11 protein-coding genes are annotated in these 14,319 nt (G+C 39.9%); 6 read left to right on the top strand and 5 right to left on the bottom strand.

The window, feature by feature from the left end:
* Nucleotides 1–441 precede the first annotated feature (441 nt).
* The 5 genes from OHT75_RS05900 to OHT75_RS05920 all read right to left on the bottom strand — a co-directional run bounded on the left by OHT75_RS05900 (nt 442) and on the right by OHT75_RS05920 (nt 7,125).
* The gene (locus OHT75_RS05900; protein ID WP_264725557.1) at nt 442–2,037 is read right to left on the bottom strand and encodes an ABC-F family ATPase; all 1,596 of its coding nucleotides are present in this window, start codon (nt 2,035–2,037) and stop codon (nt 442–444) included.
* 213 nt (nt 2,038–2,250) lie between these two features.
* Entirely contained in the window at nt 2,251–2,868 is a 618-nt protein-coding gene (can, locus tag OHT75_RS05905; RefSeq protein WP_264725558.1) for a carbonate dehydratase, read from the bottom strand.
* A 289-nt stretch (nt 2,869–3,157) separates the two neighbouring features.
* Nucleotides 3,158–5,830: an MlaD family protein gene (locus tag OHT75_RS05910; protein WP_264725559.1), complete on the bottom strand. Its 2,673-nt coding sequence runs from the start codon at nt 5,828–5,830 to the stop codon at nt 3,158–3,160.
* Entirely contained in the window at nt 5,817–6,458 is a 642-nt protein-coding gene (locus tag OHT75_RS05915; RefSeq protein ID WP_264725604.1) for a paraquat-inducible protein A, read from the bottom strand. Before OHT75_RS05915 ends, OHT75_RS05910 begins: the two co-directional genes overlap by 14 nt.
* 34 nt (nt 6,459–6,492) lie before the next feature.
* Entirely contained in the window at nt 6,493–7,125 is a 633-nt protein-coding gene (locus OHT75_RS05920; RefSeq protein WP_264725561.1) for a paraquat-inducible protein A, read from the bottom strand.
* Between the two features lie 172 nt (nt 7,126–7,297).
* Here OHT75_RS05920 and OHT75_RS05925 point away from each other — a divergent pair, with 172 nt between their 5' ends.
* The 6 genes from OHT75_RS05925 (at nt 7,298) to OHT75_RS05950 (ending at nt 14,195) form a co-directional block, all read left to right on the top strand.
* Entirely contained in the window at nt 7,298–7,582 is a 285-nt protein-coding gene (locus OHT75_RS05925) for a YebG family protein (RefSeq protein ID WP_264725562.1), read from the top strand.
* A 73-nt stretch (nt 7,583–7,655) separates the two neighbouring features.
* Nucleotides 7,656–8,114: a GAF domain-containing protein gene (locus tag OHT75_RS05930; RefSeq protein WP_264725563.1), complete on the top strand. Its 459-nt coding sequence runs from the start codon at nt 7,656–7,658 to the stop codon at nt 8,112–8,114.
* A 282-nt stretch (nt 8,115–8,396) separates the two neighbouring features.
* Complete coding sequence (gene proQ, locus OHT75_RS05935) at nt 8,397–9,023, top strand: RNA chaperone ProQ (RefSeq protein ID WP_264725564.1); 627 nt, start codon at nt 8,397–8,399, stop codon at nt 9,021–9,023.
* A 22-nt stretch (nt 9,024–9,045) separates the two neighbouring features.
* Nucleotides 9,046–11,097 carry a carboxy terminal-processing peptidase gene (prc, locus tag OHT75_RS05940; protein ID WP_264725565.1) on the top strand — a complete coding sequence of 684 codons (2,052 nt, stop codon included), beginning with the start codon at nt 9,046–9,048 and terminating at the stop codon, nt 11,095–11,097.
* 72 nt (nt 11,098–11,169) lie between these two features.
* Entirely contained in the window at nt 11,170–13,728 is a 2,559-nt protein-coding gene (gene pepN / locus OHT75_RS05945) for an aminopeptidase N (RefSeq protein ID WP_264725566.1), read from the top strand.
* A 248-nt stretch (nt 13,729–13,976) separates the two neighbouring features.
* A complete protein-coding gene (locus OHT75_RS05950; protein ID WP_264725567.1) occupies nt 13,977–14,195 on the top strand; it encodes a DUF2835 domain-containing protein in 219 nt (72 codons plus the stop codon).
* The last annotated feature ends 124 nt before the right edge of the window (nt 14,196–14,319 follow it).

The following is a 14,319-nucleotide window of genomic DNA, read 5'->3' on the forward strand; positions in this document are numbered from 1 at the left end:
CGCACTCTTAATAAAAGCAGGCGTGCCAGTTCAAGTCTGGCCTCGGGTACCATTATTAAACTTGCTTGCAAGTGATGGATAAATAAGCCTCAACTTAGTTGGGGCTTTTTTATGTCCGCAATTTAACGATACAAAATCCCTCGCACTCTTGATAAAAGCAGGCGTGCCAGTTCAAGTCTGGCCTCGGGTACCATTATTAAACTTGCTTGCAAGTGATGGATAAAATAGCCTCGACATTATCTGGGCTTTTTTATGGCTCAAATTTGATTTGGCTCAACGTCAGCCATTGCTCATTTTCACAAGCGATATCATTAATAGTTTGTCTTTCAATGGCGACTAATGTGATTAATGTTAAGACAAATATAAACAGGCCTGAAACAATTAATGTTGCAGGCCTGTTATTGTGTTAAATATTTTACTGACTATCAGTAAAATGACGACTTAACTTGTCAGCGGATTTTGGCTAGCAAGGTATTCGTCAAATGTACCCTGAAAATTGATCAATTTTTTATCTTTGACGTCAATGATGCGTGTCGCTAGCGAAGAGACAAATTCTCTATCGTGGCTGACAAATATCAAAGTGCCTTCAAACAGTTTTAGGGCTTGGTTGAGCGCCTCAATCGCTTCCATATCCATATGGTTTGTTGGCTCATCCATGACTAGCACGTTGATATCCATCATCATGAGTTTACCGAATAACAGGCGGTTCTTTTCACCACCAGAGCAGTTGCGGACTTTTTTGTTGGCATCGTCTTCGGTAAATAACAAACGGCCTAACATACCGCGAACCATTAAATCGTTATGCTTGGGTGTGCGCCATAATGACATCCAATCAAAGAGACTCATGTCATTGTCGAAATCGGCGCTGCTGTCTTGTGGGCAATAACCAATCGCGGCATTTTCAGACCACTTAATGCGGCCATGATTATGGGATATTTCATTAACTAAGCAACGAAGCAGGGTGGTTTTACCTACGCCATTTTCACCAATAATTGCGAGCTTTGAACCGGCTTCGAGAATGAGGTTACCATGTTCGAATAACACTTCGTCAAAACCATGGCCTAATTCCTCTAAAACAAGTGCTTGACGGTGTAGTTTTTTACTTTCAGTAAAGCGAATAGACGGGGTGATCCGGCTTGATGATTTCACCTCATCTAATTTAATTTTATCCATCTTTTTGGCGCGTGAGCTGGCTTGTTTAGCTTTTGAAGCATTGGCACCAAAACGATTAACAAAGTCTTGTAGTTCTTCTATTTCAGCACTTTTTTTCGCATTTCCTGCAAGCAATTGCTCGCGCAGTAAGCTGGATTGGGCAAGGAAATATTCATAGTTACCTGGGTAAATCCGCAGTTCGCCATAATCAATATCCGCCATGTGCGTACAAACTGAGTTTAAGAAGTGACGGTCATGTGAAATAATAATCATGGTGCATTTACGTTTATTGAGCTCTGTGCCTAACCAGCTTATGGTATGGATGTCTAAGTTGTTGGTAGGTTCATCCAATAGCAATATATCAGGGTTAGCAAATAGAGCTTGTGCGAGCAACACACGTAATTTCCAGCCGGGCGCTACCTGCTGCATTAACCCAAAGTGAAAAGACTCCTCGATACCAGCTTCTAATAAAATTTCACCGGCACGGCTTTCTGCTGTGTATCCATCCATTTCAGCAAATTGGCTTTCAAGATCGCCTACACGCATGCCGTCCTCATCGGTCATTTCTGCTTTGTTGTAGATGAAATCGCGCTCCTGCTTTACTTTCCAAAGCTTAACATCACCCATGATCACCGCATCTACGACGCTATATTGTTCGAATGCAAATTGGTCTTGGCTTAGCGTGCCGACTTTTAACCCTGGTGAAATGGAAACATTACCCGAGGTTGGGGCAAGCTCGCCGCTAAGGATTTTCATGAAGGTAGATTTACCACATCCATTAGCGCCGATTAAGCCATAACGATTGCCATGTCCGAACTGAGCAGAGATGTTTTCAAACAATGGTTCAGGACCAAATTGCATAGTAATATTTGCGGTAGAAATCAAAGCAAGTTTCCAAATGAGTGGTACAGAATATTTATCGACAAGCGGCTAGGTTTAGCATTGTGAGAATAAAACTGATATGAAAGAGTATTTAGGGCGCGAATTATACAGGTAAGTGGTCAATTGTCGATTTATAATGCAATAGAACAATATGGCATGAGATAAATCAAAGCCCTAAATTGATAGGGCTTTATGCTGATGGAGATATTGATAAGGTTATTTCGCGGTGTTCATTGCCGTTTCGCGATCTATTGTCACATCTAAATCAGTTAACAGGCCGTTATCGATTCCGTAAATCCAGCCATGAACTGAAACATTCTGGCCTCTTTCCCAAGCTTCTTGCAATATGGGCGAAGAGGTGACGTTAGCTACCTGCTCAATAACGTTTAATTCACATAAACGATTAAATTTAGTTTTCTCATCTAACTCGGCTAACTCAGCCTGATGCATACGGTAAATGTCTCGCAAATGTCCTAACCAATTATCAATTAATCCCAGACGTTGATTCTTCATTGCCGCTTTTACACCACCGCAGCCATAATGACCGACGACCATGATATGTTTTACATTCAAAACATCAATGGCATATTGCAATACGGATAAGCAATTTAAATCAGTGTGGATGACCATATTGGCAATATTACGGTGTACGAAAACTTCACCAGGCATCAAATCGATAATTTGATTGGACGGAACGCGGCTATCTGAGCAACCAATCCAAAGGTATTCAGGATTTTGTTGTTTTGCGAGTTTTTCAAAAAATGATGGGTCTTCTTGATTTATGCGTTGTGCCCAACGACGATTATTATCGAAAAGCGGTTTAAGCAGTTTCATAGTCACTCACATGGCAATAGCACGATAAAATGACGTGCTTATTGTAATTTTCTTACGAGTATATCAGTAAAGTTGGCAGATCTGGTCTATCCAATTTAAGTTAATTTTAATCATTGTGAAAATCAGCTCAAGTAAAATATGCTTAACAAAGAGTGCAATGCTTATTACTGAATCATCCGGCTTCTATTAACTGAGGTACCCCAAATAAGGTCTGATTGAAAGTTAAACAGCATATAAAAAAGCGAAGTAATATGATTACTTCGCTTTTTATAGTCAACCTAAGCACTAATTATGGTTGAGCGGGTTGCCATTCTTCCCATTCGGGTTTCATACGGTTTTGTAACTTAAACTCGCTTGATGGGCTTATGCCATTGATATTGGTTGTGATGTCTTTTGTTATTACAGATATACCACCCGATAACAAGGTTTCTAACGAGCCTGTTTCAATTTGTGCACCTGAGAATATACCTACTTCAAGTTTAATCCCAGATGCATCCCAGAATTGGCTACTGGTATTGACTAAATGCGTATATTCAGAGCGTATATGTGCAAACATTAATACCTGTTGGCCTGTTTGGGATAGGTTATATCCATCAATTTGACCAATTGCAATCCCTCTAAAAAAGATAGGTGTACCCACTTTTATTGACCCTAATTGTTTGTCAATTAAGGTAAAAGTGAGTGCATCTTTAGGCGTGTTAGCATCATAACGCGCGGCTAGTTTCGCCTCAAACTGGTGTGTCATTGATTCGCTATCTCCGGGTAATACCCCAATGTAAGCGCCAGTAATTAGAGTATCTACATCTCTAATGCCCGCTAAAGAGACTTGCGCGTCAACGACAAAGTACTCGGTATTTTGTTTACTAAAATGTGTAGCATATTCACCATATAAATAGGCACTGGCAATTTGTTTTGACAAATCTTTTGCCAGCTTAACTTGTTTTACTTCACCTATTTTGTGGCCTCTAAAACGAATAGGGGAATTAGCTTCAATCTTGGCACTTGCAGGTAGAGTGATGGTAATCGGTTTAGCCTGAGTTAAGGCTAGATGCTGGTTATCATAAAGCTGATCATTAATGGTGATACCCGCTTGAGAGGATAAACTGTCAATATTGACCGATTTGAAAATTTCGTCATCGATAAATCCTAACGAGATACTGCCTTTAATGGCACCTGCAAGCGGCGCAACATCAATTTTAACCCCGGCTAAACTGGCGTTAACTGACATGGCTTCATTACGCCAAAAAACGGTGTTAGCTTGGAGTAACTGCTCGAATTGTTTATCGATTGCTAAATTGAGCGAAAATAGATCTGTTGTGGCTTGCCACTCTATTTTTGTAATTTGGCCAATTTGCATTTTCTTATAGTAAATGGGGGCACCTTCACTCAGGCTTGCACCATCAAGGCTGTTCAACACCAATTTAATTTTTTGCTGTTCGGTAAAAAGTTTCTGTGCGGATTCAATACTGTCATAAATTTTAAATTGACTGCCTGATTTGGCTAATTTTTTCGACTGATTCGGTACTAATGATACCGCCCCTTCAAGTAGCGTGGTGACATCACGGGTTTCAAACTTAATATTGTCAAGAGAGGCATCTAATTTAATCGCTTTCTCACTGATGAAATAACTTCCTTCAGTGACAAGCGATTTAAATTCAGGAAAAATCTCTACTTGATATTGCACCGCTGAAAAATCATCCGTCAATTGACTTGATATAACTGTACCTATTGGTAACTGCTTGTATCTCACTTGAGCGCCAATAGACATACCTGTGTGTGAGTCAGATAATAAGGTTAAAGACAGTTTTTGTTGAGTGAACAAATCGGGTGGTGTCTGTTCTAATAAGAAGCTTGTCGGCAATTCATCGGAAGCCGTTCCTGGAAGTATATTGATTACATTCCCCGTGACTAAGCGTGATAAATGTTTCATGCCAGACAGTGATATGTCAGCACCAGAAATCCAAAAACGACTATCTGAAGTCAGTAACGAACGATATTGTTTTTCAAGCGATACCTGTAACGATACACCTGAATCGGTTAAAGATACTTTTTCGACTTTACCGACCACGACACCGCGATAAATCACACTAGCGTTAATATTAATATCTTCTGCTTGATCGAGATGTAAATTAAAAACTAAACCACCATTTGCTTGTTCTTCATCAGCATATAATGTGAATACATCACCGTTTTCGGCCTGCTCAATCTCTGTCCCAGTATTAAAACTGATCCCGCCAGCCAGAATGGATGCCAGACTCTCGCTATTGATTTTTACCCCCGCTAAAGAAGCATCAATTTTTAATCCTGATGCATTCCAAAAATGCGAGTCAGTATGAACAAGGTGGGCGTATTGTTCTTGAATAAAGGCACTGATGATGACATTTTCACTGCCAGATAGGCGATAACCTACAACACTTCCCACGGGGATCTGACGATAAAAAATCGATGAGCCTACGTCAATTGAGCCTAATTTTTCTGCGTGTAACTCTATTACAATGCCTTCGCTGCCAGGAGTGATTGCAGGCGCTTCTCTTTGGGCTTCAAAATGAGAACGTGATTTGCCATCACCTGGTTGTATGGCGATATAATTACCTGAAAAAAGCGTTTCTAAGCCTTCAACGCCTGTAATGCTGGCTTTGGGTTTGACCAGCCAGAATTGGGTGTTGTCATTTAAAAACGGATCTGCGCGATAATCCATCACGACTTTAACATTTACGCCATTCAAATCTTTATCAAGGCTCACATCAGTGACTTTACCTACCGTTAGACCCTGATATTTTACTAAGGTTTTACCCACATCAATACCGGTAGCACTAGGAAAATGAATAGTGATTTCTACACCAGATTCTTTAATGCTTTTTATGCCTAACCAAGCACCGAGCATTAACGCGACAATCGGCAATAACCATATGGGCGAGAAAAGTTTTTTCTTTACAACTTTTGGTGATTCAATTTGTGTCATTATGCGTTTCCAAACGGTCCCATAGTAAGCGTGTGTCTAACACTTTTGCTGCGAGTTGAGTGAGTAAAATAACTAATGCAAATGCCGTTGCTGCTGGTGCAGGCTTTGCGTCTAACAATTGCCCCATATTAACTAATGCTACGGTCAAAGAGATAACAAATAAATCTAACATTGACCAGCGGCCAATCCACTCAATAATGTGAAAGCCGACCATCATTTTGCGTTTTGAGATTGGGATATTAAAACTGATCGCACATAAATAGAGTCCAAGACCAAATATTTTTAGCCAAGGAACAAGAATACTGGCGGTAAATACGATGATGGCAATTGGGAACATACCTGATTTAACCAAATGTGATATTCCACTAAAGATAGTGTCATTGGTAACCACACCTCGATTGGTTAATAACGTGATGGGATAAATATTTGCCAATATCAATAAAATTGTCGCCGTTACCAGTAAGGCCCAGCTCTGTTGAACACTTGCATAATTACGCGCACTTAATGGCGATTGGCAGCGGCTACAGTTTTGCTCTGTTAGCGCATTAACTTTTTTACAGGTCGCACAAAGGCACAGTCCCATTTTGAGCCCCTGCGGAGTGTCATTCAGGTTTTCATCAATGGCCATGGGATGCTGAGTATCTGGATCAGAGGGTAAAGTATCATTTTTCAACATGGACATAACTCCACATATGCTCGAGGTTGTATTCTCGCTGTAAAAAAAGGATCGCTAAAAAAAGTAAGGTAAAACTTAATGTGCCCATACCAAAATAGACATCAGAAAAGTCTGATAATTGAAATGCGGAAACAAGAAAGCTGATCACATAAATTTCTAACATGGTCATTTGTGACAACAAACCATGATTTTTAAGCAAACGACGATAAAAATTTTGCCAAAAAAGGGTCGTTAAATTCAATTTAATGATTAAGACTTGCATTAAAACTGACAATATTAATAGTGCTGGAGCAATCACCGCAGAAGCGAGCACGGCCAAGCCTACGACCCAATAACCTTGTCCCCAAACTTCAACCGCTGTTTGGTAAACCGTGGTTGTCCGCACGCTGCCAAGAAAATTGATTTCAAGCACCGGCAAAAGATTAGCAGGAAAAAAAACAATCAGCGCGGTAATGCATAATGCAAGCAACCCGTTTAAGGAACAATAAGGTGTGTCATACAAGGCTGTATCACATCGAGGGCACAGTGCTCTGACATTAGAAGGCAACGCGCGCTTTCTAATAACAAAGTCACAGGAGCGACAAAGTATTGCTGCTTTAAATGATTTGGGTTCAGACATTATCGTTTTTATTAAGGCTATCCATCATCAATAAGTGCTTTATATTATACGAAAATAGCAATTTATATTAATAATATCGAAACAAAAGTGAAAACAAGTCAATTTTCTATTGCATCTGCCCCTTTAACTATGTCAATCTTTTACTGTATATAAAAACAGTGGAGATGCGTTCATGGCAGTAATTACCCAGTTTGTCGTGGTAAGAGAAGGGGTTGAGAAGATGACATTTACATCGAAGAAAGAAGCTGATGCCTACGATAAAATGCTTGATGTAGTAGACAGTTTAGTGCCTTTCCTGTCAGCTTCTGATGTAAATTTAGATGAAAACACTTGCGAACAATTAGCATTTTACCTTGCCAATAACAAAGATGAGTTAAGTAATTTACTGAAAGGTGTCGTCAAAACAAAAGCCGCAGCTGAGCCAAAACCTAAAAAGAAAACGATTAAACAAGATTAATTTTCTTAAGTTACAACTACTGGTAGTCTGTGCAGATTAGTAGATGACGTCGGTTTAGGTTAAAGGAATACAAATGAAAGCAGCGTTTTATGACACACTTATTCGTCAAGCAGAAGCCTTACTGGCAGATGAAGATGATTTAATTGCAGCAATGGCCAATTTTTCTGCATTGATTAACGATAATTTACCGGATTTAAATTGGGCGGGTTTTTATGTTGTTAAAAATGGCGTGTTAGTTCTCGGGCCATTTCAAGGTAAAGTTGCTTGCACCAGAATAGAATTTGGTAAAGGGGTTTGTGGCACTGCAGCTGCATCTAATAAAACGCAAAGAGTGGCAGATGTGCATCAATTTGAAGGACATATTGCATGTGATGCTGCGAGTAATTCCGAAATAGTTGTACCTGTTAGGCAGCATGGTCAGGTAATAGCGGTACTCGATATTGACAGTCCATTACTCAATCGTTTCGATGAAGATGATCAAGTTGGCATTGAAATGTTAGTAAAACAGTTTGAAAATTGCTTATTTGGTTAAAATCCCAGCAATATGAGGCAAATGATTGTCGCAATCGCCGCAGCGAGCTTTATAATAGCCTGCACCAAGGTGTGCTATTTTTTACAATAGCCCCAAAGAGAGACTAGTCTAAACCGCTGCAAATTTGTTAAGCTTTGTTTCCAAGGCTTTAGCAATACAGTTGTTAGTGCTAATTTATAGGTTAAGTGTCAGAAATACTGAAATACTTAGCAAATGATGAACGACTATTGGCTAAATAACTTTTTGCCATCTTTAGTCCCCTTATTTAACGTGGAAGTAAAAATGGAATCAACAGACAAGTTGACCGACACCAACGCAATTTTAGCGTATTTATATGAAACCTTTCCTGCATGTTTCATCGCGGAAGGCGACACAAAGCCATTAAAAATTGGTTTATTTCAAGACTTGGCTGAACGGTTAGCTGATGATTCTAAAGTCAGTAAAACACAACTTCGTGTAGCTTTACGTCGTTACACTAGCAGCTGGAGATACCTCAAAGGTGTTAAAGCTGGCGTGCAACGTGTCGATTTAGATGGCAACGATTGTGGTGAGTTAGAGCAAGAGCATATTGACCATGCTCAATCCACGTTGAAAGAAAGCCAAGATAAAGCCAAAGCAAAGCGTCAAGCGCAAGCGCCAAAGACTGCTAAAAAACCCGTTAAGAAAATGGCTGCTAAGCCTCGCCCAGCAGTTAAGAAAGATAAGCCTGCAGTAGCTGTAGTTGCTGCGCCAGTGGTCAATTTAGTTCCAGCAAAAATGGCAGATTTATCAACTAATCAACGTGTAAACGTTAAATTAGGTGCATCGCCAGTGGCAGGCACGATTACCGACATCAAAAAAGAAGATGTACATGTCCAGTTAGATTCTGGTTTGAGCATCAAAGTACGTGTTGATCACATACTATTATAAACATTAAAGGAGTAACTTGTTGATGCGAAAACTCACATTGGCCGCTTCAATTGCTTGTGCATTAGCAGGTTTCTCTGCATGGGCAATTTCACCAACGATTCAAATCAGCGAGTTACCTAAACTAGCCCAAGAACCTCAACATCAAGTCGCTAGTAAACGAGTCACTAACTTATTTACCCGTGCTCATTACCATCGTTTTGATTTAGATGACGCTTTTTCTGAGCAAATCTATGCTCGTTTCTTAGAGCAACTGGATTATCGCCGTAATGTGCTAACACAAGCAGATATCAATGGTTTTGATAAATACAAATACCAGTTTGATGATATGGTCAAAACGGGTGATATTGCTCCTGCTTACGAAATGTTTGATGTTTTGCAGGCGCGTCGTTATGAGCGATTTGCTTACGCGTTAACGCTACTAGAAAACGAGTTTGATTTTAGCCAACAAGGCGACGCTTACGAATTTGATCGTAAAGAGGCCGCTTGGCCAAAAGATGATGCAGAGCTAAATGAGCTATGGCGTCAACGTGTAAAATACGATGCGCTAAACCTTAAGCTTACCGGTAAAAAGTGGGATGAAATTGTTGATATTCTTAGTAAAAGATACAACAACGCAATCAAACGTTTAAGCCAAACCCATAGCGAAGATGTCTTCCAAACCGTGATGAATTCGTTTGCTAGAACGGTTGAGCCTCACACTAGTTATTTATCGCCACGTAATGCGGAACGTTTCCAAATGGAGATGAACCTCAGCCTTGAAGGTATTGGTGCCGTATTGCAAATGGATGACGATTATACCGTCATTAAAAGTTTGGTTGCTGGCGGGCCTGCCGCTTTAAGTGAAAAATTGTCTCCCGATGATAAAATTGTCGGAGTGGGTCAAAAAGGTAAAGAAATCGTTGATGTAATTGGCTGGCGATTAGATGATGTTGTTGAACTGATTAAAGGGCCCAAGGGCAGTGAAGTTGTACTGCAAATTTTGCCTAAAAAAGGTGGCGCTAATGCCCAACCTTTTAATGTCACAATCGTTCGAGATAAAATCCGTTTAGAAGATCGCGCAGCAACATCTAAAGTGGTTGAGCCTAAAGAAGGTGAATTTGCCAACCGCAAAGTGGGGGTTATTCAGATCCCAGGTTTTTATATGAACCTTTCTGAAGATGTCGCCAAAGAACTGACCAAATTGAAAGAGCAACAGGTTGAAGGCGTAATAATCGATTTACGTGGCAATGGTGGCGGTGCATTAACTGAAGCAACATTGCTTACGGGTTTATTTATCGACATGGGACCTGTTGTTCAAATCCGTGATGCAAACGGTAGAGTGAACCAGAACAGAGATAATGATGGTAAGAGTGCTTACGATGGTCCGTTAACCGTGATGGTTGATCGTTACAGTGCTTCTGCTTCCGAAATTTTTGCTGCAGCACTTCAGGATTACGAACGAGCCTTGATTGTAGGTGAACCGACCTTTGGTAAGGGAACAGTACAACAACATAAGAGCTTAGGGCGAATCTATGACATGTATGAGAAACCTATCGGCCATGTTCAATATACGATTGCAAAGTTTTATCGAATCAACGGCGGCAGTACGCAGCTTAAAGGCGTCACCCCAGATATTCTTTACCCAAGTGCACTCGAGCCTGGTGAGTATGGTGAGTCTGAAGAAAAAAATGCGTTACCTTGGGATAAAGTGCCTGTTGCGCAGTACAGTACTTTAGGCAATATTAGACCTGAGTTAGTCACTCAGCTCACGACTAAGCATCATCAACGTATTAGTAATGATGTTGAATTTGGTTATATTAATGAAGATATCGCTGAATTTAAAAAGCACCATGATGATAAGACTATCTCACTAGTCGAAAGTGAACGTATTAAATCTCGTGAAGATGACGACAAACGAGCACTTGATAGAACAAATGAACGTCGCGTGGCTGATGGGCTTGCAGTGGTTAAGTCATTAGATGATATTGAAGATGATAAGGATGCAAAAATTCCGGATCCGTTCTTAGATGAAACAGCACTTATCATGTTGGATATGGTTGATGCAGAAAAGCTAGCCAAAGCGCCTATTCAATAGTTAAGCATAATCAATTAAAAACGCGCATTAGCGCGTTTTTTGTTATAAAAAATAAATTTTAAAGGGATGATAATGTCTGAAGCTCAAGTCAAACATTTAAAAGACTACACTGCACCAACGTTTACAATTAATCATATTGATTTAAATGTCATTTTAGATGGTGAAAATACCAAGGTTGTTGCTTTAAGCAAGGTAATTCGACGCAATGCGCAGCCATTAGAGCTGATTCTGGATGGGGAGCAGCTTAATTTAGTTTCTGTAAAATTGAATGGTAAAGGCTGTGAATATCGTCAAACTGATAGCCAATTGATCATTAAAACCAATGAGTCTGAGTTTGAATTAGAAATCATCACCGCACTCAACCCTGAGGCAAATACCAGTCTAGAAGGTTTGTACATGTCGGATGGCGCATATTGTACTCAATGTGAAGCTGAGGGGTTTAGACGAATCACATACTTTTTAGACCGTCCTGATGTATTAGCTACCTATTCGGTAAGAATTGAAGCGGATAAAGCTGAGTTTCCCTTTTTGTTAAGTAACGGAAATTTAATAGAGCAGGGAGAGATGCCTCGCTCTGGACGTCACTTTGTTCGTTGGGCGGATCCATTTCCAAAACCATGTTATTTATTCGCTTTAGTGGCAGGAGATTTTGATTTACTGGAAGATCATTTCATCACTATGTCAGGCCGCAATGTCACCTTGCAGGTATTCGTGGATAAAGGCAATTTACATAAAGCCGATCATGCAATGGTTTCGCTTAAAAAGTCGATGAAATGGGATGAAGAACGCTTCGGTCTAGAATACGATCTTGATATTTATATGATTGTTGCTGTTGATTTTTTCAATATGGGAGCGATGGAAAATAAAGGCTTAAACGTTTTCAATACCAAATATGTTTTAGCGGATAAAGCCAGCGCAACAGATGAGGATTACCATGGTATCGAATCTGTAGTAGGTCATGAATATTTTCATAACTGGACAGGTAACCGTGTTACCTGCAGAGACTGGTTTCAACTTAGTTTAAAAGAAGGGCTAACCGTTTTCCGAGACCAAGAATTCAGCTCTGATTTAGGTTCGCGAGCGGTGAATCGTATTCATGCCATTAAAGTGATGAAAAACCAACAGTTTGCGGAAGATTCTGGTCCAATGTCGCATCCAATTCGTCCGGAATCAGTTATTGAGATGAATAATTTTTATACTGTGACAGTATATAACAAGGGTGCTGAAGTCATAAGAATGCTGCATACCATTTTAGGCGAAACGGCTTTCCAGGCTGGCATGAAGTGTTACTTTGAACGCCATGATGGACAAGCCGTAACCTGCGATGATTTTGTTAATGCAATGGAAGAGGCGAGTGGTAAAGACTTACAACAGTTCCGTCGTTGGTATTCTCAAGCAGGCACGCCCTTAGTGATTGTTGAAGATGAGTTTAATGCAGAGTCAGGGCAATATACCTTGACGATAAAGCAATCCGTTGAGAGCCAAGGCGTTAAAGGACAAACACTGCATATTCCTTTTAGCCTCGAGTTATTAAATGTTGATGGTGATTCAGTCATTAATCAGGTACTACACGTAAAAAAAGCCACACAGCAATTTACGTTTGACGGATTCAAAGCCAAACCTGTTGCATCATTACTGCAAGATTTCTCTGCGCCAGTTAAACTTCAATATGAATTCGGTTTTGATCAGCTGGTTCATACTATGCGTTTTGCAAGCAGTGAAGTTGCTCGTTGGGAAGCGTCTGTGCAATTGTTCAGTCAGTCAGTGTGGGAGAATGTCGCTCAACTTTCAGCGAAAGAAGTAATGTCGGTTGACTCGCGAGTGATTGAAGCATTCAGAGGTGTCATTCTTGATGCAGGTTTAGATCAAGCTTTAGTGTCTGAGATTTTAAATTTTCCAGCGGCTTCGGCTTTAATTGAACAAGTATCATCGGTCGATCTAGATGGTTTGCAAATGGCACGTGAATTTGTTGTCGAAGAAATTGCGAGTGCAACACAGGATGAATTACTTGCACGATACCGTGAATTATCTGTTATAGATAACCCATCCGCGCGTGCTTTTAAGAACGTTGCTTTATGCTTACTGTCCGCGGTGTCTCAAGAATATGAAACACTGGTTATTGAACAGTTTAACGCCTCCAACAATATGACCGACAGCCTAGCCGCCCTTAAAGCTGCAACGACAGGACAGTTCGATTGCCTTGACACATTGTTATCTGATTTTGAAACCACTTGGCACACCACACCATTAGTGATGGATAAATGGTTTACATTACAGGCTTTATCAAATACAGATGATGTGATTGATTCGATAAAACATCTCACTCACCACAGTAGCTTTAGCTTTAGTAATCCCAATCGCGTGCGTTCGCTAATTGGTGCATTTGCTTCAGGAAATACTTATCAATTCCATCGTAAAGACGGTTCTGGCTACGCGTATTTAACCCAGATTCTGATCAAGCTAAATAAATCCAATCCGCAAGTGGCATCTCGTATGATCACGCCGTTGATCCAATTTGCGAAATTTGACCGAGCAAGGCAAGATTTAATGAAGCAGGCTCTTGTTACATTACAAAAATTACCAGACTTATCGAAAGATCTTTATGAGAAGGTGAATAAAGCTCTACACTAATTCGTCATAAATCTATTGAGGGGAGAGTTTTTCTCTCCCTTTTAACTAACTGACTTAATGCCAACAGTAACAAAAAATGTTCATTCTAGTGTGAAATATTTGATAGCAACGTTTCACTTTTAGACTGAAAAATGACACCTGATCATAACAATCTGACTTGTTGTCGTGCATTTCTGCTTGGCTATTTCTGATCACTTATTGAGTGTAATTGGTATCACTTAAAAGGTATGTATTGAGGACGATGTACAATGGAGTTTTATTTCAATATATTTATTAGTTATAGAAAGTTTTCTTCATACTATCAGGGTTATAGTGATTCAGTTGCGTTAACAGATGTTAACGGTCGGCATTTACAAATTAATGCAAAGTACTTTAGACCATTTTTGACCGTAAACGGCATTCGAGGCCATTTTAAATTAGAGTTAGACAGTAAAGGAGCCTATAAATCGCTAACTAAATTAGAGTAATTACTTCAAACGTTTGATTTATTGGTTTTAATAAAAGGTGACTATTGTTTTTTTTAATAAACTACTGAAATAAAATGTTTTTAATCCCTCACTTCCCATCTGTTTTTACGCCTCATTAGTTAAT

Origin of the sequence: Shewanella subflava (assembly GCF_025971955.1) — a bacterium.
GTDB classification, from domain to species: Bacteria; Pseudomonadota; Gammaproteobacteria; order Enterobacterales; family Shewanellaceae; genus Shewanella; species Shewanella subflava.